The sequence below is a fragment of the Methanocalculus alkaliphilus genome (genome assembly GCF_024170505.1).
GTDB lineage: Archaea > Halobacteriota > Methanomicrobia > Methanomicrobiales > Methanocorpusculaceae > Methanocalculus > Methanocalculus alkaliphilus.
In genome coordinates this window covers 1-19,082 of the sequence record NZ_JALJYG010000013.1, presented here as the reverse complement: position 1 = coordinate 19,082, position 19,082 = coordinate 1, and the positions used below count along the sequence as shown (strand labels likewise).

Annotated in this window: 24 protein-coding genes; 17 read left to right on the top strand and 7 right to left on the bottom strand. The window is 57.6% G+C overall.

The window, feature by feature from the left end; genetic code table 11:
• Positions 1-2: 2 nt before the first annotated feature.
• Positions 3-1,631 carry a Na/Pi cotransporter family protein gene (locus J2T58_RS08880; RefSeq protein WP_253488980.1) on the top strand — a complete coding sequence of 543 codons (1,629 nt, stop codon included), beginning with the start codon at positions 3-5 and terminating at the stop codon, positions 1,629-1,631.
• Here the strand turns inward: J2T58_RS08880 and J2T58_RS08875 are convergent.
• Both J2T58_RS08875 and J2T58_RS08870 read right to left on the bottom strand, forming a co-directional pair.
• On the bottom strand, positions 1,573-2,181 hold the full coding sequence (locus J2T58_RS08875) for a flavin reductase family protein (protein ID WP_253488979.1): 609 nt from the start codon (positions 2,179-2,181) through the stop codon (positions 1,573-1,575). The genes J2T58_RS08880 and J2T58_RS08875 overlap by 59 nt on opposite strands.
• 39 nt (positions 2,182-2,220) lie before the next feature.
• Positions 2,221-2,928 carry a flavodoxin family protein gene (locus J2T58_RS08870; RefSeq protein ID WP_253488978.1) on the bottom strand — a complete coding sequence of 236 codons (708 nt, stop codon included), beginning with the start codon at positions 2,926-2,928 and terminating at the stop codon, positions 2,221-2,223.
• A gap of 83 nt (positions 2,929-3,011) precedes the next feature.
• Between J2T58_RS08870 and J2T58_RS08865 the strand changes: the two genes are divergently transcribed.
• From J2T58_RS08865 to J2T58_RS08855, 3 genes are all read left to right on the top strand, one after another.
• Positions 3,012-3,320 (top strand): DUF1894 domain-containing protein, encoded by a 309-nt coding sequence (locus J2T58_RS08865; protein ID WP_253488977.1) that lies wholly within the window; start codon positions 3,012-3,014, stop codon positions 3,318-3,320.
• 63 nt (positions 3,321-3,383) lie between these two features.
• Positions 3,384-3,578, top strand: a complete 195-nt coding sequence (locus J2T58_RS08860) for a YwbE family protein (protein WP_253488976.1) — start codon at positions 3,384-3,386, stop codon at positions 3,576-3,578.
• A gap of 132 nt (positions 3,579-3,710) precedes the next feature.
• Positions 3,711-3,890, top strand: a complete 180-nt coding sequence (locus J2T58_RS08855; RefSeq protein WP_253488974.1) for a hypothetical protein — start codon at positions 3,711-3,713, stop codon at positions 3,888-3,890.
• Between the two features lie 27 nt (positions 3,891-3,917).
• Here J2T58_RS08855 and J2T58_RS08850 read toward each other — a convergent pair whose 3' ends face one another.
• Entirely contained in the window at positions 3,918-4,115 is a 198-nt protein-coding gene (locus J2T58_RS08850; protein ID WP_253488972.1) for a chorismate mutase family protein, read from the bottom strand.
• Here J2T58_RS08850 and J2T58_RS11140 point away from each other — a divergent pair.
• The 3 genes from J2T58_RS11140 to J2T58_RS08840 all read left to right on the top strand — a co-directional run bounded on the left by J2T58_RS11140 (position 4,106) and on the right by J2T58_RS08840 (position 7,434).
• Positions 4,106-4,228, top strand: coding sequence for a hypothetical protein (locus J2T58_RS11140; protein WP_301287526.1), 123 nt, complete (start codon positions 4,106-4,108; stop codon positions 4,226-4,228). The genes J2T58_RS08850 and J2T58_RS11140 overlap by 10 nt on opposite strands.
• 193 nt (positions 4,229-4,421) lie before the next feature.
• Positions 4,422-6,416 (top strand): hypothetical protein, encoded by a 1,995-nt coding sequence (locus J2T58_RS08845; RefSeq protein ID WP_253488969.1) that lies wholly within the window; start codon positions 4,422-4,424, stop codon positions 6,414-6,416.
• A gap of 1 nt (position 6,417) precedes the next feature.
• A complete protein-coding gene (locus J2T58_RS08840; RefSeq protein WP_253488966.1) occupies positions 6,418-7,434 on the top strand; it encodes a hypothetical protein in 1,017 nt (338 codons plus the stop codon).
• A 57-nt stretch (positions 7,435-7,491) separates the two neighbouring features.
• Here J2T58_RS08840 and J2T58_RS08835 read toward each other — a convergent pair whose 3' ends face one another.
• On the bottom strand, positions 7,492-7,776 hold the full coding sequence (locus J2T58_RS08835) for a chorismate mutase (RefSeq protein ID WP_253488961.1): 285 nt from the start codon (positions 7,774-7,776) through the stop codon (positions 7,492-7,494).
• A gap of 78 nt (positions 7,777-7,854) precedes the next feature.
• On the opposite strand from J2T58_RS08835, the gene J2T58_RS08830 reads away from it, so the two are divergent.
• The 9 genes from J2T58_RS08830 to J2T58_RS08790 are packed head-to-tail and all read left to right on the top strand — an operon-like array spanning position 7,855 to position 17,494.
• Positions 7,855-8,187 carry a hypothetical protein gene (locus J2T58_RS08830; RefSeq protein ID WP_253488958.1) on the top strand — a complete coding sequence of 111 codons (333 nt, stop codon included), beginning with the start codon at positions 7,855-7,857 and terminating at the stop codon, positions 8,185-8,187.
• A gap of 1 nt (position 8,188) precedes the next feature.
• A complete protein-coding gene (locus J2T58_RS08825) occupies positions 8,189-10,153 on the top strand; it encodes a V-type ATP synthase subunit I (RefSeq protein ID WP_253488956.1) in 1,965 nt (654 codons plus the stop codon).
• Positions 10,150-11,604, top strand: coding sequence for an ATP synthase subunit C-like protein (locus tag J2T58_RS08820; RefSeq protein ID WP_253488955.1), 1,455 nt, complete (start codon positions 10,150-10,152; stop codon positions 11,602-11,604). The genes J2T58_RS08825 and J2T58_RS08820 overlap by 4 nt, the downstream gene beginning before the upstream one ends.
• Positions 11,605-12,216 (top strand): V-type ATP synthase subunit E, encoded by a 612-nt coding sequence (locus J2T58_RS08815; protein ID WP_253488954.1) that lies wholly within the window; start codon positions 11,605-11,607, stop codon positions 12,214-12,216.
• The gene (locus tag J2T58_RS08810) at positions 12,191-13,387 is read left to right on the top strand and encodes a V-type ATPase subunit (RefSeq protein WP_253488953.1); all 1,197 of its coding nucleotides are present in this window, start codon (positions 12,191-12,193) and stop codon (positions 13,385-13,387) included. Before J2T58_RS08815 ends, J2T58_RS08810 begins: the two co-directional genes overlap by 26 nt.
• On the top strand, positions 13,384-13,701 hold the full coding sequence (locus J2T58_RS08805; protein WP_253488952.1) for a V-type ATP synthase subunit F: 318 nt from the start codon (positions 13,384-13,386) through the stop codon (positions 13,699-13,701). The genes J2T58_RS08810 and J2T58_RS08805 overlap by 4 nt, the downstream gene beginning before the upstream one ends.
• Positions 13,702-13,707: 6 nt before the next feature.
• Positions 13,708-15,465, top strand: coding sequence for a V-type ATP synthase subunit A (locus J2T58_RS08800; RefSeq protein WP_301287525.1), 1,758 nt, complete (start codon positions 13,708-13,710; stop codon positions 15,463-15,465).
• Complete coding sequence (locus tag J2T58_RS08795) at positions 15,462-16,850, top strand: V-type ATP synthase subunit B (RefSeq protein WP_253488951.1); 1,389 nt, start codon at positions 15,462-15,464, stop codon at positions 16,848-16,850. The genes J2T58_RS08800 and J2T58_RS08795 overlap by 4 nt, the downstream gene beginning before the upstream one ends.
• Positions 16,847-17,494, top strand: a complete 648-nt coding sequence (locus J2T58_RS08790; RefSeq protein ID WP_253488949.1) for a V-type ATP synthase subunit D — start codon at positions 16,847-16,849, stop codon at positions 17,492-17,494. Before J2T58_RS08795 ends, J2T58_RS08790 begins: the two co-directional genes overlap by 4 nt.
• 109 nt (positions 17,495-17,603) lie before the next feature.
• Here J2T58_RS08790 and J2T58_RS08785 read toward each other — a convergent pair whose 3' ends face one another.
• A complete protein-coding gene (locus tag J2T58_RS08785; protein WP_253488947.1) occupies positions 17,604-17,795 on the bottom strand; it encodes a type II toxin-antitoxin system HicB family antitoxin in 192 nt (63 codons plus the stop codon).
• 140 nt (positions 17,796-17,935) lie between these two features.
• Here J2T58_RS08785 and J2T58_RS08780 point away from each other — a divergent pair, with 140 nt between their 5' ends.
• A complete protein-coding gene (locus tag J2T58_RS08780; protein WP_253488944.1) occupies positions 17,936-18,127 on the top strand; it encodes a hypothetical protein in 192 nt (63 codons plus the stop codon).
• Here J2T58_RS08780 and J2T58_RS08775 read toward each other — a convergent pair.
• On the bottom strand, positions 18,111-18,269 hold the full coding sequence (locus J2T58_RS08775) for a hypothetical protein (protein ID WP_253488941.1): 159 nt from the start codon (positions 18,267-18,269) through the stop codon (positions 18,111-18,113). The genes J2T58_RS08780 and J2T58_RS08775 overlap by 17 nt on opposite strands.
• 46 nt (positions 18,270-18,315) lie before the next feature.
• Positions 18,316-19,002, bottom strand: a complete 687-nt coding sequence (locus tag J2T58_RS08770; protein ID WP_253488938.1) for an ABC transporter substrate-binding protein — start codon at positions 19,000-19,002, stop codon at positions 18,316-18,318.
• Positions 19,003-19,082: the final 80 nt, after the last annotated feature.

Here is a 19,082-nt window from a genome sequence, read left to right as displayed (position 1 = left end):
GTATGGTTGCAGGCTGGGAGCTCATCTTCAGTGTCTTCCCCGGGGTTATCCTCTTCCTCTTCGGCATCGAGAACTTCAGCAAAGAGATCCTTGCCGTGGCAAGAGGAAGGTTTGCGGCGATCCTCGGAGAACTCACCACAAACCGGTATAAGGGTCTGCTCCTCGGTGCCGGGATCACTGCACTCGTCCAGTCGAGTGCGGCAACCACGGTGATCGCCATCAACCTGGTCAACACAGGGACAATCTCCTTCACCCAGAGCCTTGGCATCATCATCGGATCCAACATCGGAACGACCATCGTCTCCCAGCTGGTCGCCTACCAGCTCACCTCCTTCGGGCCCGTCTTTATCATCGCAGGTTTTCTGATCGGGATCATTGGTGGGAGATATAAATTCCTTGGAAAGCCGATCTTCTACTTCGGGCTCGTCTTCTTCGGTCTCTATCTTGTGTCACGGGGTATCGAGCCATTCAAAGGGGATCCGCTTGTCCTCAGCATCCTTGGAGGGATAGCGTTCCTTCCTCTTGCGATCCTCGTCGGCTTCCTTGTGACAACGGCATTTCAGTCGAGTGCGGTGACGAGCGGGCTTGTGGTCATCCTCGCCCAGGAGGGGATGATCACGATGCCCGAGGCGGTCCCGTTCCTGCTTGGCGCCAACATCGGATCGACGACAACCGGCCTCTTCGCATCACGGGGGCTCGATCTCTTCGCACGGCGGGCAGCCCTTGCCCATACGTTCTTCAATGTCGGGGGTGTCCTGATGATCCTCCCCCTTCTGACACCGTTTGTCAGTACAATCGCATGGATCGGGGGTACTGAGGCCCAGCAGGTGGCAAATGCGCACCTGATCTTCAATGTCGTCACCTCGGCTATCTTCATCCTGGCAGTGCATCCATTTGGACGGTTCGTTACCCGGGCTCTCCCCGGTGAGGAGGAGGAGATTCTCTTCCGGACCGCGTCCCTCCCATCACGGCTTCCTGACGATGTCAACCAGGTCATCCCTCTCATCGAAGAGGAGGTGACACACCTCTATGAGATCACTGACCAGGCGTTTGATGCTGCAATTGCCGTCTTCTCGGCAAAAAGTCCTCAGCGGGCATACCATAAAGCCGGAAAACTGGAGCTCCTCAACGACTATATTGACGAGGAGATCGAGAAGGCCACCTTCACGATATCAAAGAAGGCACTCACCGAGAGGCAGGCGAAGAAGACCGTTCTCCTTGTTCGTATCTCAAACGAACTTGAACGGCTTGCTGATCTCTCCCGTGATCTTGCAAAAGTCGGCCGCAATGCCCACCGGACCGGTCATGCCTTCCCAAAGGGGCAGGTTGAGTCGATATGGGGGATTTATCGAATATTTGATGCCAATATGCAGGCTCTTGCCGCCACCTTCCCCCAGTCCACGCCGGAGACGATCCGATCCCTCCGTGCACGGGATATCGAGCTTCAGCGTGCACTGAATCTGGAGTACTCCCTCTACTTAAAACGTATCGCAGCATTAAACGAGAGCGGGGATTCGAGATATCTTGAGATCCTCTCGATCCTTGAGGCCGCCAACGGGAAGATCAGGGATATCAGAAAACTGACCGAAGAATACTCCGCTCTTCATGAGATGATGCCTGACGCTCCCTGAGCGGGAGGTTCATCCCGACATCCCATGCACTGCCAAGGCGGCCGGCGAGCCCGTAATAGCCGCGGGTGCTCATCGCAAAGAAGATCGGTTGGAGGCGCTCCGGGTCAATCGTCCTGCCGACCCTGATTGTATCATCTGCATAGGTCATCTGGATCTCGCCGATGAAGATGAGGTACCTCCCCTGCTCCATCGTCTGCGTGACCCGGCACTCCATCGAGACGGGGCACTCCCTGATGAGTGGTGCGTGTTTCAGTTCGCCATACCCGATGGTGAAGAGATCGGACTTATCGGTCTTCTTTCCGGATACGATCCCGCAGTAGTCGGTCTCCTCAAGGAGGCTGGTATCCGGTATATTGACACTGAACTCCCGATGCTCCAGGATCCCCTGTGTGGTATGGTGGGTGGCAGCAAGCGAGATCATCAGATGGGTCTCATCAATAACCCCGGCATGGGCCACCGCAAGGAAGTTTGGCCGCCCGTTCACCTCTGCGCCGACGAGGAGCATGAGGGAGGGGTAGAGGGCGTTGGTCTGCCCGATGGCGGTCTTCATACTGAAAGGATGGTTTGGGAGGGGATTAATGGTATTGGTTTATTCTTCTTTGAGAGAGCAGGCGAGATGGAGAGAGCTGTGGACCATGTTGACGAGATCCTCCTGGGTATAGGGGTTTGCCTCAATCTTCTCCCAGTCGCGGGTAGTATCCTCATCATGCTCACCCACCCATGAGGTGATCGCCACATCGGGTATCGAAAATCCAAGCCAGGAGAAGAAGTTGAAGAGGTTTCCTGCGACGTGCTGGATACCGTCGACATGGCCGATGATGATCAGCCCTGCCACCTTCTTCTGGATCATCCGGTTCCCGAACCAGGAGTACTGGTTCTCGATACAGTTCAGCCGCTCGATACATTTCTGGATGAGCGCTGAATGGTTGTTCCACCGGATGGGTGATGCCAGGATGAGGATGTCGCATTCGAGGATGGCGTCATAGACCTGCTGCATCTGGTCATCGGGGTACTTCAGCGTGGACATGCAGGGGTAGATGCACTGCGAGGGATCTTCAGAGTAGTTCCCTTCGCAATGGTAAATCTTCAGATCCTTCAGCCTGATGAGCCGGGTCGTGCATCCGAATGATCCATAGAGATCGAGGCTCTGCTGTAATATTCGCTCGGATTTGCTCAGGTTTGGAGCCTGCCGGCTTGAACCGGAGATTCCAAGGACCTTCAGCCCTCTGCAGTCCTCCATATCAGGGGGCGAAATGACATTGACACCGAACTTCCGTCCAACAAGGGGTGCGGGCATATACCAGCATACTCCGTCTGACAATATGTACCTGACGGCTTGATGAGAGAGATATATATTCCATTAAAGGCGAACAATTATTCATGCAAGAGCGTTGTGTCAATAACTTTGGCGGTAAAGTCCTTCTGATGGATGCAAAGACCAATGAGGTCAACGAGTACGTCAGGAAAAACACCAAAGAACAGTACGAGATGCATCCCGGCTTTGAGTTTCGCGGCCTCAAAATGCTCCTCTCTTCGCCGATGCTCGTCGGGTTGAAGATCAAAAAGAAGAAGATCATCTTCCCGTTCACCAAACTCTGCCCAAAGTACGGAACCATCCTCTATGAGATAGATGCAACCGACGAGGACTTCGATGCGATCCGATCAGAGCTGAAGAAGGTAGAGAGTTAGGTGGAGAGAGCTATCCGCCCCCTCATCGACAGGTGTATCCCCACCTCCGTCCATATATAACGGATGAATGGCAGGAACCGATCGGATATCAGGATCGGATCGACGGTCCTGATCGTCCTGAAGGAGGATCAGCGGAGTGGAAAGACGACCCGCGGGGTGGTAGCCGCCATTCTGACGAACTCGGCATCCCACCCCCACGGCATCAAGGTCCGGCTGACCGATGGCACCGTTGGCCGTGTAGCCTCTATTGAAGAATAAAACATAGCGGAGGATATCTGCGAGGTATCCCCATACTTTAATTAATATTTAGGTAAAGTTAACAATATTACACATAAAAGAGACCCGAAACTCTTCGGCAGATTCAATGCACCCGGATGCATATCCCTGTTGATGAAGAACATGGAGATGAGACGGGAGGGGACGAAACTTATCATTGAGGTGGATCTCACACAGGAGTTTGGGATCTCAAAGTCCGGAAAGTCAACGATCATCGCCTCAAGCGAGGGGAATATCTCCATCCCCGGTGATGAGGAGATCAAGATCGGCCTGAATATCTACCGGAAAGCATAAGGGAGAGACCCGGCTCTCCAATTCTTTTTACGGCAGATTACCGTCCCCCATGCACCCGCTCTGCTTCTGCTCACTCATCAGAACAAGGCGGGTGAAGATCTCCTTGATGCCGGAGGGATCGATCCCCGCCTCAACCGCGACATCCACCGCCCGGGCGATCACCTGGCCACGCTGATCGGGATCGACCGGCGGCCTGCCCGCTTTGATCTTCTCCTGTGCCATCATCCCGGAAAGCGGCAGACGAGGAGAACAGCCGGGCACGAAGCGATGCGGAGGAGGCGGTGAAGCGTCTGCATGCACTCGCCGCCTTGTCACGTGGGTCTTGGACACCTGTATGATGGCCGTAAACAGAGAGTGTACGTTACGTATTTCATTCAGCCCATATCAAGTTCGCTATTTTCGATAATTAAGGAATGGAGGGGCTTTAGCAAATGAGTCCCCTGGTGTATTCTTCACAATATCTTGATATAATATAACGAAGAATGAAAGCGTATCGCTAAATTTTCATTGATAGCCAATGGAGTGGTGCAGATGGAGAGAAACGATATACCCAGGAATACACCCGGCCCCGAAACACTTGCAGATATTGCCGGTATTATGGTTGAGGGGATGGTCAGAAATCTGAAAAGAACAATTCCACTTTTCATTGGTATCTTTATTGGAATCTATATCCTGCATACCTTTGTTCTCTTTTATATTAACCAGAGCATCCGTGGAAGAGGAGACCTCCTTGGAAATATGCTCGCAGTCACTGACGGGTTGATTACCGGAACCTTATTCTGGCTGCTTATTGCGATGCTTGGAACAACAGTGTTTCTCAAGATCAGGCAGCATGGAGTAGACGGCTATATCAGGGAGATTAAGGAGGTTCCAGAGTGGATCAGCCAATCCAGATCCCTCTATGAGGCTGAATCAACTGCTCTGCTCGCTGCCGGGATTGGCATAGGTGGACTTATCGGTGCAATTTTCCAGAATTATCTTGTTTCGATTCTTATTGCAATCCTCCTCCTCCTCTCATTCACCGCACGGGAGGAGAGTGTATTGTTACTCGTCTCAGGCGTCGGGTATTCTGATCTGAAACGGATCTTCCTGAATGAACCTGCCTTCTCTCCCCTTGAGATAGAGCGAACAACCCTTGTAATCACCGGTTGTTCAGCAGGATTTCTGCTTGCTGCGTTCATTCCCCGGATCGGCTCTCTCATTATTGCGATAGCGGCTCTGGGGTATGCACTCTACTGGTATCACATGCAGAAGGGATCCGGGAGGTCACCTGAAGCTGCTACTGCCCTGACCGGTATTCTGGTTCTCATGGCGGCAAGCCTTCTCACAACCCCGGTTCTCGCAGCTGTCGGAGGGATGCCGATAAGCAGCAGCTGCTCATGTCCCTATAACAATACCGGAACCGCTCTCATTGTTGGCATCTTTCCTGCATCTGCAACAATAGCGGGCATTCTCTCAACCCTGACAATATCCGGCGGTGCGTCTTCGCTTGCGGGAATAACAGCAGGTATGGGCTCATCTGGAGCCGGAGCAGCGGGAACTTCTGCTGCCGGAGCTTCACCTGGACGCCCCGACTCCGGTATATACGGTACTGGTACACCAGATGATCCGTTCCGCGATGCGGGTTCTATCGGGAAGACTGAGGCTGATGGTAGTCTTACACAATATCCCGAGCAGGTTGGAAGACCTCCTGAGATCATTGGGAGGGGAACACCAGACGATCCGTACCGGGACAACCCGGAGTACAGAAGATACAGAGAACAGTCAGGGGATCAGGGAGGAGCAGCACCAAAGCAGGAACTTCCAGATACAACCCCGGAGGCACCGGTGGCCCCTGAGATGCCTGAGCCTGAAGCACCAGGAGAGCCAATACCAGAGAGAGAACCGCCAAAAACCCCGGAGACACCACCCACTCCGGAGCATCCGCAGCCAGAACCTGAAGGACCGGTAGAACCGGAGATGCCACAAGAACCGAAGCAGGAAGTGGAACCTCCACGGATACCAAAAGCCCCGATCATGTCTGATCCCCCGGCAGCACCTGAAGCACCCACCCAGCCGGGAGAGGAGACGATGCCGGAGTGGCGAATCCAACAGCTGAGAGATCATATCAGCGAACTGGAAACCCGGGAACAGGAGATCAGGAGCACCTGGCAGGAGAGAAGAGAGATCCAGGCAGATTATGAAAGAGCTCAGAGGGAATATAAGAGGCAGGGTGTCAGGACTATGTTCAAGATGGGGAAGGAGACCTGGGATGCAGTAACCGATCCCAAACAGACGATCTACGATGGTGTCAAAGAAAAGTTAGAAATTGAAACACCCCTTGATGAAGCAAAGGAGGAGCTTTTTGGTAGAGAGGTCACTACCAAAGAACTTACCAGCGAGTGGCAGGAGATCCAGACCCGGAGAAGAGAACTTAGATCCCGGCTCGACAGCATGCCATCAAAGGAGGAGATGCTCGAAGAAACTCGGGAGATCAAGCGGAAGATACGCGATACACAGCAGCAGATTGAAAGGGGGGTATGGTGACATGAACGAAAAGCCCACCTATACACTTGAAACCGGGATGCTTGGAGAACTCGGATCATTCTGGGAGGGTGATCGAACCCCGCTTACGTATCTTGATCCCAAAACAGAGAGCATGGCAAAGAAACCTGTCCTGCAATCCTTCAAAGAGGGCGGCATTCTTGATGAGCAGGGCAATATAATGAGTTCTTTTGCCAGCACACTCAATACACTGGCAACCCCTGTCCGAATCATCACCATCACCTTTTCAGGTGAAGAAAAAGAGAGCACCATAACGACAATCTTCTCTCGTGAATCAGATGCAGTAACAATGCTCCATGGCGACGACGGAACGGTGGCTTTCGGAGAATCACTAAAAACTGACTGGGTTATCAGCCAGTTTGGGATGGAAGGTAATAATGCCACCAGGCTTCAATCATGGATGATTCCTGCGACATTCAACGAGATGAAAGTCCTTCTGGCTCTCTGTGATCTCTCATGGGAGCTTCCTATCGGCCGGGAAATACCGTCTGGGGAGAATATCTCCACATTCAGCAACGGGTTTGATGCAGACGAAGTCGAAGTGATGTTGAAGAGGGCTGAGACAATTCCAGGCAGTACTGTCTTCTCATCCCTTCCCGGGCTTGTCCAGGAGGATGAAGGAACACCGGTTAAGAGAGTTAAAACCATTCTCAATGCTCTTGTGAAGAAAAGAAGTGTATCCGAGGAGAATGGAAAATACCTACCAAACGATGTGATTATTCCCTATTGCAATGGTTTTGGGATTCCCAAAACAGTCATTCAGATTGCGATCTCAGAATGGGATCCTGAGCGGGGAGTCATCAGATCAACGGATACCATCTCATCCCTGTCAGAACACTGTGCCATTACCATTGAGAAACCATGGGAATTAAATGGGAATATGAGACTCTATCTGACAGATGCTTCTGTTATATCAGCTCTCATCAAGACATTATTCAGCGGGAATTCCTCAAAGCCTCTTGAGATAATCGGAGCTGAATCACTTTTTTCCCAGGATTGAGTTGATCCGGAGTGGTACCTGGCGACAGCCCCCATGAGGGAGGAAAACCACCCCTTTTTACGGCAGATTACCATCCCCCATGCACCCGCTCTGCTTCTGCTCACTCATCAGAACAAGGCGGGTGAAGATCTCCTTGATGCCAGAGGGATCGATCCCCGCCTCAACCGCGACATCCACCGCCCGGGCGATCACCTGGCCACGCTGATCGGGATCGACCGGCGGCCTGCCTGCTTTGATCTTCTCCTGTGCCATCATCCCGGCAAGCGACTGCCGCTTTCTGATAAGCTCCAGAATCTCCATATCCACACGGGCAATCTCCTCCCGTATCTCAGTGATACCCATACTGAGAAATAAACTCATAAAGATAAAAAAAGATCGCCTCGTGTTCATTTTATATAGGAGCCGTCCATAAACTCCAGTATGCCCGTTCATGATATCGAGGCCGTCCTGAAGGTCGAAGAGGAGGCCGTCTCGCAGATCGAGGCTGCGAAGGCAGAGGCGGCATCAGCCATCGAATCAGAAGAGAAGAGAGCGGCAGAGTATATCAGGGAAGAGGAGAAGAAGGCCCGGAGAGCGGCAGAAGAGGAGATCAGCCGGGCACGAAGCGATGCGGAGTCTGTCGCGGAAACGATGGCGCTCGATGCGGAGGAGGCGGTGAAGCGTCTGCATGCACTCGCCGCCTCCAAGAAGAGAGACGGGGTGAGGGTGATCATCAGGGCGGTCACGGGAGACAGGGATGTTCTATCCGGCTGAGATGCATCGGATCACAATCGGTATCCATCGCCGGTACGCCGGATCCTTTCTTCAGGCCGTCCATGAGGCGGGGATCGTTGAGCTGACCCCGATCACCGGCGACGACCATCTCAAACCGCTCATCACCCCTGTCCGGCGTGATGCCATCCGGCAGGATATTGCAGCCGTACAGTCACGGGCCGAGCGGGCGGTTGAGATCCTCACCAGCCAGGTGCAGGGGGAGCGTGGCAGGATCGCTGGATTCTTCCTCCCGATCAGGCCCGAGCCGGTCGGGGTCCCGGAAAGGAGCCCGGAGGAGATCCTTCATGCCGCATCGATCCATGAAGAGATGATCGGGGAGGTTCTGACCCTGAGAACCCGCCGTTCTGCCATCGAGGAGCATCTGATCCGCCTTGATGAAGAGGAGGAGCAGCTCACCCTCTTTGGATGCCTCAGTGAGAGACTTCCCCCCCGTTCAGATCACCGGTTCATCGTCATCAGGGCAGGTCTCATCCCGACTGATGAGTGTGAGGATCTCGATGCAGTCTTTGAGGAGGAGGGGATCACCGATGCAGTCGTCTCCTCTGTCTGCAGGTGCATGGAAGAGGGGATGGTGGTGATCATCGCGGTCCATCGTCGCTCGGCGGAGGCGGTCGATGAACTCCTCCGTGCCCGTGCTTTTGCCGAATTTACCTTCACGAGACGGGAGGAGACGGTTTCTGATGCACTCGCAGATCTCACCTCGATCAGAGGAGATCTCCATCAGGAGCGTGAGGGTATCGACGAGAGACTGCACCGGATCGCCGGGGATCACCTCCGTGATCTCGCGGCTGCCGCCGAGGAGCTTGCCCTTGCCAGGGAGCGGATCGATGCAGCCGCACTTGCCGGATCCACACGGGATCTCCGCCTCTATAAAGGCTGGATCCGGAAGAAGGATATCCCGCATCTTACAAGGATCGGGGATGAGCATGCCGGGGCAACCCTCATCTACCGGTCGGTGCCGGGGGAGGACGGGGATGCCGAGGTTCCGGTTTCGTATGATCATCCATGGTGGCTCGCACCCTTCGCCTTCCTCACCACAACCTTTGCACGGCCGAGGTACCGCGAGATCGACCCGACCATCTTCATCGCCCCCATTCTGATCATCACCTTCGGGGTGATGCTCGGCGATGCAGGATATGGCCTTCTCCTTGCGATCATCGCAGCGGCCCTCCTTGCAGGCCCGGCGAGTGCCCCGGGATCGACACGGGATCTCGCCATCGTCCTCGTCGCCTGCGGGATCTCCGGCACAATCTTTGGCATCCTCCAGGGGGGGTTCTTCGGCGATCTCCTCCCCCGGTTCTTCGGGGCTTCTGTCCCCTTCGCCGCCATCGATCCCCTGATGGATCCCCTCATCCTCCTGACGGGAGCACTCATCTTTGGGATCATCCATCTCAATATCGGCCTTGGGATCGCATCGTACCGCCATCTCAGTACAGGGAAGCCCGGTGAGATGCTCAGATCCGTCGGGGTCTGGTTCCTCCTGCAGCCCTGTGCGGCCATCCTCCTCTTTGCCTTCTTCGGATGGGCAGAGTTCTCCCAGGCGGTCATCCTTGCCGCCGGTTTTGGAGCGGCTGTTGCGGCTGCGCTGATCTTCCTTGTCGAGGGGCCGCTTGGGTTCTTCAGTATCACCGGATTCCTTGGTGACTGGCTCAGTTATACGAGGATCCTGGCACTGGCACTCGCCACCGCCGGGATCGCGATGACCATCAATATTCTCGCAGAGATGATCGGGTCCATCCACCCGGCCCTCGTCATCGTCGCGGTACTCTTTTCCATTGCAGGCCATGCGGCAAATCTTGTTCTGCAGGCACTCGGAGGTTTTATCCATGCACTTCGTCTTCAGTATGTCGAGTTCTTCGGGACGTTCTATACCGGTGGCGGACGGGTCTTTCTCCCGTTTGCATCGGGACGGACAACCACCCGCCTGTTGGAGGATGACCAATGATACCTGAGATAACAGCCGGGTTCATCCTCGCCGTCATCGGGGCCGGGCTTGCCGTCGGCCTCTCAGCCATCGGCTCCGGTATCGGGGTCGGTATCGCCGGGGCGACGGGAGCAGGGGTCATCGCGATCAAACCGGAGAAGTTCGGCCAGGCGCTCGTCTTCCAGGCGGTCCCCCAGACACAGGGGATGTACGGCCTCCTCGTCGCCGTCCTCATCCTCCTCGCGACCGGGGTGATAGGCGGCGGTGATACCACCGTCTCGGTCCCGATGGGGCTTGCGGCACTCGGTGCCGGGCTTGCGGTCGGTGTTGCAGGACTCTCTGCCATCGGACAGGGGATCGCGGCATCCTCGGGGATTGCAACCGCCGCCGAGCGTGAGGGGTCGATGGGCCGATCGCTCGTCTTCTCGGTCATCCCGGAGACGCAGGCGATATACGGACTCCTTGTCGCAATTCTCATCATGGCGTTCACCGGCCTCCTCTCCGGCGATGAGGTCGCCACGACGGCGACCGGGTTTGCCGCCATCGGGTGCGGGCTCGCCGTCGGCATCGCAGGACTCTCTGCCATCGGACAGGGGATCGCGGCCGCCGCCGGTTCGGCCTCCTCTGCCGAGCATGAGGGTGCGTTCGGCCGCTCACTCGTCTTCTCGGTCATCCCCGAGACGCAGGCGATCTACGGACTCCTTGTCGCAATTCTCATCATGGCGTTCACCGGGATGATCGCCGGCGATCCCATCACGGAGCCCGCACTTGGGATCGCAGCCCTCGGGTGCGGATTTGCCATCGGGCTCGCCGGGCTCTCCGCCATCGGCCAGGGAATAGCGGCGGCGGCGGGAGCTGCGGCGACCGCCGAGAAGCAGGAGTCGTTTGGCCGGTCCCTCGTCTTCTCGGTCATCCCGGAGACGCAGGCGATATACGGACTCCTTGTCGCAATTCTCATCATGGCATTCACCGGGATGATCACCCGGGATGTGACCGCCACCCTTGCCGCCGGATTTGCATCCATCGCCTGCGGTATCGCCGTCGGATTTGCCGCGATATCCGCCATCGGCCAGGGGATATCCGCATCCGCAGGGATTGCAACGACCTCGGAGCGTGAGGATATGTTTGGGAAAGGGCTCGTCTTCACGGTTGTGCCGGAGACCCAGGCGATCTATGGCCTCCTCGTCGCAATCCTGATCATGGCATTCACCGGGATCATCACCCGGGATGTGACCGCAACCGCGGCGGCCGGGCTTGCCTGCATCGGATCGGGCTTTGCCGTCGGGCTTGCCGGGCTCTCCGCCATCGGCCAGGGGATGACGGCGGCGGCAGGCATCGGTGCGGTCGCCCGCCGCCCTGAGGCGATGGGCCAGAGCCTCGTCTTTGCGGTGATGGCAGAGACCTTTGCCATCTTCGGCCTCCTGATTGCGATCCTGATCATGTTTGGTATCGGGCTCTTCGGAGGACTCTAGATGAGCAGGGAGGTGATCATCCGGCTTATCGAGGAGGAGAGGGATGAGGAGATCGCCCGGATCCGAAACGATGCAGAAGAAGAGTCGGCAGGCATCAGGGAGAAGGCCCGCCTCAGGGCAGAGCAGAAGGCCGACCAGATCCGGCGTGAGACGGAGCGGGAGATCGAGGCGATGCGGCGTTCCATCCTCCTCCAGGCTGAGTTTGAGGCGATGGCGGCCGAGCGGAAGGCCCGGTGGGATGGCATCGGGGAGGTCTTCTCCATCGCCGAAGAGGAGCTGTCGGAGATGGTATCCTCCTCCGCCTATCCCGGCATCCTCCGCCACCTCATCCTTGAAGGCAGGGAGATGATCGATGACGGGCCGCTCACCATCCTCTGCCGTGCCGACGATCAGGAGGCAGCAGAGGAGGCGGCGGAAGGGATCAGCAATGTGACGGTCAGACCGCTTCCCAGGCATGATCCGATGATACGGATCGGGGGGGTGATCCTGCTTGCCAGGGATGGAGCCGTCCGGTGTGATCAGACCTTCCCGACACGGCTTCTGGATATGCGCAACCAGCTGACGCAGAGGGTATCAGAAGTCCTCTATGGAGGTGGGGATACTGGATATTGAGAGCATCTTCTCGGATCTCCTCACGGTCGAGGGGGCGGGGATCATCGCCCTCGGCCTCGCCATCGCCTTCATGGTCGCCATCTTCATCGCGATCTCCGCAGGATGGTTCCGGATCATCCTCAGTATCGCATCCTTCGCCTACCCGGCGGCACGTGTCCGTGCAATCGGCAACCCGCTCGTCACCAGGGAAGGGGTGGCGTCGATCATTGCATCCGCCGACCTCCTCGAACTCTTCGAGCGTGCCGAGCATATCGGCCATCATGTCGGATACAGGGAGGGGATCTCTCCTGACGACTGCGAACACCTGATCCGATCCCATCATTACCGCCTGCTTGCGGACCTCGCCGGGAGCGTCCCCGATGCGATTCGGCCGCTCATCACCGCCTACACCCAGATCTTTGCCATTCGGGAGGTGGCGGCCATCCTCCGGGGGATCGCAGGGAATCTCCCCCGCGATCTCATTATGGAACGGGCAGTCCCGGTCGGAGGGCTGAGCGGGACCGCAATCAGGAAGGCGGCATATTCCGATACGATTGAAGAGGCGGTCCAGAGGCTTGAACGATCAGCGATCACCCCCGGTATCCGGGAGCAGTGGATGAAGATCGGCGAACCGGTCGGTTTTGCTGCCTTCGAAGCGGCACTCATCGCCGGTGCATACCAGAGCCTGATGATGACGGCCCGGGGGATTGAGGACTCGCAGTACGAACCGGCGGTGATGATGGCAGGTCGGATGATCGACTGCGAAAACCTCCGAATCCTCGCCCGTGGAAAGATTGCCGGGGTTGACGGGGGCGATCTCATCCCCTTCCTCATCCCGCAGGGCGGCTTTGAGATCACCATCGATCTCCAGAAGGAGCTTGCACGAACGGCAGATCTCATCGAGATGGCGGCCGCCCTCAGGGAGACGATGTACGGGCAGTATCTCGAGCCTCTTATGGAGAAGGGGGTGCGGAATAGCGGGGAGATCGATATCGCCCTGAACCGGTGCCTTCTGGATGTCGGCAGGATGAACAGCAGCCAGTATCATCTCGGAAGCGGGCCGATCATCCGGTACCTGCTGGCACTTGAGATGGAGATCGCAAACCTCAGGGCAGCGGCGGGGAGACTGATACTTGGCATTAGCGAGGAGAGGGGAGCCACCATGATGGTGATTGAAGGAGGCGGTCCATGAGGATCATCGCTATCGGTGACCGGGCGACGACCCTCCTCTGCCGGCTTGCCGGGGTTGAGGATGTCATCAGGTGCGAGGACGGAGAGGAGGCAAAAGAAGCACTCCGTGAAGCACTGGAGGATGATACCATCGGGATCATCCTGATCCTCGACCGGTACCAGGAGGAGATCCTCCCGCTCCTGAGCGACCATGGGCGATCACAGGCGGTCTATCCGGCCGTCATCGCCATACCGGGGCCAGAAGGGCCCGTCAAGGGAGAAGATGCCGTGACCGCCGCAATACGGCGTGTTGCAGGGAAAGGGATGCCAGGGTGATGTGTGTTGAGTGATACAGCAAGGATAATCCGGATCACCGGTCCTGTCGTCGAGGCGGACCGGATGCGTGGAGCACAGATGTACGAGGTCGTCTATGTCGGAGATGACGAGCTGATCGGCGAGATCATCGGGCTTGAGGAGGATCTTGCAACGATCCAGGTCTATGAGGAGACAGGCGGGATCACCCCCGGCGAGCCGGTGCAGCGGACCGGGATGTCCCTCTCGGTCGAGCTCGGCCCCGGCCTCCTCGGGATGATCTATGACGGTATCCAGAGGCCCCTCACCGAGCTTGGATCCATCTCCGGCGACTTCATCATCCGGGGGGTGAGCAGCCCTGCCCTCCCGAGGGAGGAGACGTACAGGTTCACGCCGGATGTCGCCGAAGGGGATGACCTGAAAGGGGGAGCTGTCATCGGGACGGTCCCGGAGACGAACCGGATCATCCATTCGATCCTCCTTCCACCCCATCTCTCCGGGAGGGTGGCGAAGGTCGCCCCGGAGGGTGAGTACACGGTGCTTGACCCCGTCCTCTGGCTGACTGACCGGGATGGGAACGACCATGAGATCACGATGCTCCAGCGCTGGCCGGTCCGTGTACCCCGGCCGGTGAATGAGAAGCTCCCCCCGGTCCGGCCGCTCATCACCGGCCAGCGGGTGATCGACTCCTTCTTCCCGATGGTCCAGGGGGGGACGGCCTCGGTACCGGGCCCCTTTGGCGCCGGAAAGACCGTCGTCCAGCACCAGCTTGCCAAATGGTCGGATGCGGATATTGTCGTCTATGTCGGCTGCGGAGAGCGTGGAAACGAGATGGCCGACGTCCTGAGGCAGTTCCCTGCCCTCATCGATCCCAAGACGAAGGAGCCACTGATGAAACGGACGGTGCTCATCGGGAACACCTCGAATATGCCGGTTGCCGCACGCGAGGCATCGGTCTATACCGGGATCACCATCGCCGAATATTACCGGGATATGGGGTACTCCGTCGCCCTGATGGCCGACTCCACCTCCCGGTGGGCCGAGGCGATGCGGGAGATCTCCGGCCGGCTCGAGGAGATGCCGGGAGAGCATGGGTATCCCGCCTATCTCGGATCACGGCTTGCCGACTTTTATGAGCGTGCGGGAAGGGTGACGGCGTTGTCCGGGGAGGAGGGATCGGTCTCGGTCATCGGTGCGGTCTCGCCGCCGGGGGGCGACTTCTCAGAGCCGGTGACCCAGAACACACTCCGGATCGTCCGGGTCTTCTGGGCGCTGGATGCCGATCTCGCCCACCAGCGACATTTTCCGGCGGTGAACTGGCTCCTCTCCTACTCGCTCTACGCCGATCTGGCAGAGCCCTGGTGGGAGAAGCATGGCGGAGCGGAATGGGGCAGGATGCGGAGTGACCTCATCAGGCTGCTCCAGAAGGAGAGCGAGCTTGAGGAGATCGTCCAGCTCGTCGGGCCTGATCTCCTCCCTGAACAGGACAAGTTCACGCTCCATGTCGCCACTATCCTGCGGGAATCGTTCCTCATCCAGTCCGCATTTGATGAGGTCGATACCTTCTGCCCCCCGGAGAAGCAGTACCGGATGATGCGGCTGATTCACCGCTACCTGGTCCGTGGGAGGGATGCGGTCGAGGAGGGGATGACGGCTGAGGAGGCGGCGAAGATCCCGGTTACCGGCAGGCTTGCCCGGATGGGACCCCGGCCGCATGATGAGTTTGCCGAAGACTATGAGACGATACTGGATGAGATTGATGATGCCTTTGGAGGAGGCGGGCGATGACCCGGCCGCTCCGTGAGTTCCGGTCCGTCGTCCGGGTGGCGGGCCCGATCCTTGCCGTCTCCGGGATCGATGATGCCGGATATAACGAGGTCGTCCATGTCCTCCTGCCGGATGGCACCCGGCGGCTCGGCCAGGTGCTCGAGTCACGGATGGGGATGGCGATTGTGATGGTCTTTGGCGGGACCCGCGATCTCGACTGTGATGTATCGGCGGTCCGGTTCACCGGAAAACCCCTGATGATGCCGGTTGCAAAGGAGATGCTCGGGAGGATCTTCTCGGGCTCGGCCGAGCCGATAGATGGTGGGGGCCGCGTTGTGCCCGAGAAGGAGATGGAGATCTCGGGGTATGCGATCAACCCGACGAGGCGTGAGTTCCCCGAGGATTTCATCGAGACGGGGATATCTGCCATCGACGGGATGAACACCCTCGTCCGGGGGCAGAAACTCCCGGTCTTCTCCGGGTCCGGCCTGCCCCACAGCCGGCTCGCCGCCCAGATCACCCGGCAGGCACGGGTCCGGGGGACGGAGGAGTCCTTTGCCGTCGTCTTTGCAGCGATGGGGATCACGCATGAGGAGGCCCGGTTCTTTATCAGGGAGTTCTCCGAGACCGGGGCACGGGCACACGCGGTCCTCTTCCTCAACCGTGCCGATGATCCCGCCATCGAGCGGATCGTCACCCCCCGTCTCGCCCTGACGGCGGCGGAGTATCTCGCATTTGACTGCGGGATGCATGTCCTTGTGGTGATGCAGGATATCACGGCATACTGCGAGGCGCTCAGGGAGGTCTCGGCCGCCCGTGAGGAGATCCCGGCCCGCCGGGGGTATCCTGGGTATATGTACACCGATCTCGCCTCCCTGTATGAGCGTGCCGGGAGGGTGAAAGGCAGGCCCGGCTCGATCACCCAGCTGCCGATCCTCTCGATGCCGGATGACGACATCACCCACCCTGTCCCCGATCTGACCGGATATATCACCGAAGGCCAGATCGTCCTCTCCCGTGAGCTCCACCGCAAAGGGATCTATCCCCCGATTGATGTCCTCCCCTGTTTATCACGGCTGATGCAGGGGGGGATCGGCAAGGAGAGGACCCGGGCGGATCATGCGAATGTCTCAAGCCAGCTCTATGCGGCGTATGCCCGTGGACGGCGGCTCGCCGGGCTTGTCGCGGTCATCGGGGATGAGGGGCTGACCGATACCGACCGGCTGTATCTCACCTTCCTTGAGCGGTTTGAGGGGGAGTTCGTCGGGCAGAAGATGGATGAGGGCCGCTCGATAGGCGAGACCCTCGATCGTGCCTGGGATCTCCTCTCCCTCTTCCCACAAGAGGAGCTGAAACGGATCAACCCCGACTTCATCAGGGAGTATTACCGGGGTGAGACCGGGTGAGCAGGCGCCTCCCGCCGGGGCTGAGACCGACACGCATTGAACTCCAGAAGGTCCGCCGCAGGCTTGTGACCGCCGAGAAGGGGCATGAGCTCCTCCGGGAGAAGCTTGATGCGATGGTGATGGAGTTCTTCTCCCTGACAAAGCGGCGGGATGAGATGCGGCGAACAATGGAGGAGGCGTTTGCCGCCGCCTATCCTGCCCTCATGGAGGCTGAGATGGCGGGCTCCCGGCGTGAGGTGGAGAGTGCGGCGGCTGTCGAACGGACGATCCCGGATATCCCTGCAATAGAGAAGGGGATCATGGGGGTGGGTATCCCGGCATTTGCGATCCCGGACCCCCTCCGGCCGGGGAAGATGCCGGGGTACGGGCTGGCTGCCGGGAACGGCCGCCTCGATGCCGCCTCGGATCTCGCCCTTGAGGCTGTGGATGCGGCAGTCCGGCTCGCCGGGGTGGAGGGGGCGATCCTCCGCCTCTCCTCCCGGATAGCATCGGTCCGGCGGCGGACAAATGCCCTCGACTCGATCCTGATTCCCCGGCTGAAGGGGATCATCGCGTATATCTCCGACTATCTTGAGGAGCAGGAGCGGGAGGATCTCTTCAGGAGAAAGCGGACCAAGTCACGGGGGGAGGAGCGGCGATGGTGAATAATTACCTGCCGTTGCTGTACCTTGCACTTGGGATCGCCGGGGTGCTGACGGTGGCGATCGGGGGGATCGTGCTGATACTGGTGCTGGTCGGGGTTATCTGAGGGGATCAGATGAGGGTGATGCTGATATCCCCTCTTTCTTCATCGGTCTCTCCAATACAGCCAGCAATGGCATCCCGTATATTTTCAAGAGCCTCTTCAACCGTTTCGCCCTGCGAGTGGCATCCGGGGATGGCCGGGCAGCTGACAGTATAGCCTCCATCTTCGGGATCTGCTCGAATCAATACATGAAATTCCATTTTACCCCCACTTTTTACTATATATACGATGATAATGGAGAGGAATGGCCACTATGCTGCTGATTCCTCTCCGGCATGAATACCGGGACCTCCCAACCCCTGGGTATGATGAAGAGATAGTGTTGCAGGGTATATGGTTCATGAGGTCCCGGCAATGTGCCTGTTCATCCGGGGAGAGAGGGCCTGTCGGTTTGGTGGTGGATGCCGAAGAGACTGATTCCCTTTTTGAGGAGTATGGTCTTACAGGGTATATCCGCGAATCAGACGACGATGAGCTTCTTGATTGTGCCGGTGCTCTGAATTATTACAACAATATTAAGAAATCTGCCTGAAACCCCATACTTCAGGATTCGCATCAGCAATTCCAGGATCGGGATCGAACTGACCGATGGTGGTCACACTTTTTTGGATCGCCGGGGTGCTGACGGTTTTGATCGGGGGGATCAGGATCGTATTCCCTGATCCATCTACCATATGAAATCTGATAGAATGAAATTTCACTGGTTTTCACAAAAAAAGGTTAGAAGTTCTCTTTGGCCATCCAGTCAAGCCACTGGACTGACCTGAGTTCCCGTGCGGTTGCTTCATCAACACCATAGACCTCCTGATAGAACTCCAGTGTCCATTCTCCGACATTGATATCGGAGAACCTCTCAGGGTATGCCGCTTTTGCGATGACCATCGCTTCAATCGGATACTCCAGGCGTTTGGCCCAGTTGAAGGGTGTCCAGGGGAGGGCATAGACACGCTCGTTCTTCACAGCAGTCAGTTCCTGCAGGTTCCGGTAATACGGGGCGGTATAGAGTTCACTGGCCGGATGGTATCCCTGTGCCGTCGGAAGGACGATAACATCCGGATCAAGTGCCAGTATCTGTTCGGTTGAGACAACGACGAAAGCGCCTGTTCCTTCGTAGACATTCTTAGCATGTGCAATCTCTTCAATGAAGTAGGACTCTATCGTATCCTGGCCCCATACCATGCCGGCACCGCCTCCCTGCCGGGCACGGGGGGAGAGACCAAGCTGGATCATCCGAACCCTTTCGTCTTCGGGGATATCCTGTGTCCGTTTCCGTATCTCAGCGATCTGGCCATCAAGATACGCTGCAAGTGCATCGGCATCATTCTCCCTTGAGAAGACGTCCCCGACGAGACGGATCTCATCTCCAATCAGGTCGATGGTCGGTTCATCCTGATAGGACTTACGCATAACCCTCCGAAAAAAATTTAGAGCGCATACTTTGGATCCTTTAGGTAGTCGGCGATAGCATTAGACTGGATCTCCCATTT

What these genes read in the sequence shown, in the direction of transcription:
- J2T58_RS08880 (WP_253488980.1), top strand. Translation starts at nt 3, where the DNA reads ATGGTTGCAGGCTGGGAGCTCATCTTCAGTGTCTTCCCCGGGGTTATC.
- J2T58_RS08875 (WP_253488979.1), bottom strand. Translation starts at nt 2,181, where the DNA reads ATGAAGACCGCCATCGGGCAGACCAACGCCCTCTACCCCTCCCTCATG.
- J2T58_RS08870 (WP_253488978.1), bottom strand. Translation starts at nt 2,928, where the DNA reads ATGCCCGCACCCCTTGTTGGACGGAAGTTCGGTGTCAATGTCATTTCG.
- J2T58_RS08865 (WP_253488977.1), top strand. Translation starts at nt 3,012, where the DNA reads ATGCAAGAGCGTTGTGTCAATAACTTTGGCGGTAAAGTCCTTCTGATG.
- J2T58_RS08860 (WP_253488976.1), top strand. Translation starts at nt 3,384, where the DNA reads ATGAATGGCAGGAACCGATCGGATATCAGGATCGGATCGACGGTCCTG.
- J2T58_RS08855 (WP_253488974.1), top strand. Translation starts at nt 3,711, where the DNA reads ATGAAGAACATGGAGATGAGACGGGAGGGGACGAAACTTATCATTGAG.
- J2T58_RS08850 (WP_253488972.1), bottom strand. Translation starts at nt 4,115, where the DNA reads ATGATGGCACAGGAGAAGATCAAAGCGGGCAGGCCGCCGGTCGATCCC.
- J2T58_RS08845 (WP_253488969.1), top strand. Translation starts at nt 4,422, where the DNA reads ATGGAGAGAAACGATATACCCAGGAATACACCCGGCCCCGAAACACTT.
- J2T58_RS08840 (WP_253488966.1), top strand. Translation starts at nt 6,418, where the DNA reads ATGAACGAAAAGCCCACCTATACACTTGAAACCGGGATGCTTGGAGAA.
- J2T58_RS08835 (WP_253488961.1), bottom strand. Translation starts at nt 7,776, where the DNA reads ATGGGTATCACTGAGATACGGGAGGAGATTGCCCGTGTGGATATGGAG.
- J2T58_RS08830 (WP_253488958.1), top strand. Translation starts at nt 7,855, where the DNA reads ATGCCCGTTCATGATATCGAGGCCGTCCTGAAGGTCGAAGAGGAGGCC.
- J2T58_RS08825 (WP_253488956.1), top strand. Translation starts at nt 8,189, where the DNA reads ATGCATCGGATCACAATCGGTATCCATCGCCGGTACGCCGGATCCTTT.
- J2T58_RS08820 (WP_253488955.1), top strand. Translation starts at nt 10,150, where the DNA reads ATGATACCTGAGATAACAGCCGGGTTCATCCTCGCCGTCATCGGGGCC.
- J2T58_RS08815 (WP_253488954.1), top strand. Translation starts at nt 11,605, where the DNA reads ATGAGCAGGGAGGTGATCATCCGGCTTATCGAGGAGGAGAGGGATGAG.
- J2T58_RS08810 (WP_253488953.1), top strand. Translation starts at nt 12,191, where the DNA reads ATGGAGGTGGGGATACTGGATATTGAGAGCATCTTCTCGGATCTCCTC.
- J2T58_RS08805 (WP_253488952.1), top strand. Translation starts at nt 13,384, where the DNA reads ATGAGGATCATCGCTATCGGTGACCGGGCGACGACCCTCCTCTGCCGG.
- J2T58_RS08795 (WP_253488951.1), top strand. Translation starts at nt 15,462, where the DNA reads ATGACCCGGCCGCTCCGTGAGTTCCGGTCCGTCGTCCGGGTGGCGGGC.
- J2T58_RS08785 (WP_253488947.1), bottom strand. Translation starts at nt 17,795, where the DNA reads ATGGAATTTCATGTATTGATTCGAGCAGATCCCGAAGATGGAGGCTAT.
- J2T58_RS08780 (WP_253488944.1), top strand. Translation starts at nt 17,936, where the DNA reads ATGAGGTCCCGGCAATGTGCCTGTTCATCCGGGGAGAGAGGGCCTGTC.
- J2T58_RS08775 (WP_253488941.1), bottom strand. Translation starts at nt 18,269, where the DNA reads ATGGTAGATGGATCAGGGAATACGATCCTGATCCCCCCGATCAAAACC.
- J2T58_RS08770 (WP_253488938.1), bottom strand. Translation starts at nt 19,002, where the DNA reads ATGCGTAAGTCCTATCAGGATGAACCGACCATCGACCTGATTGGAGAT.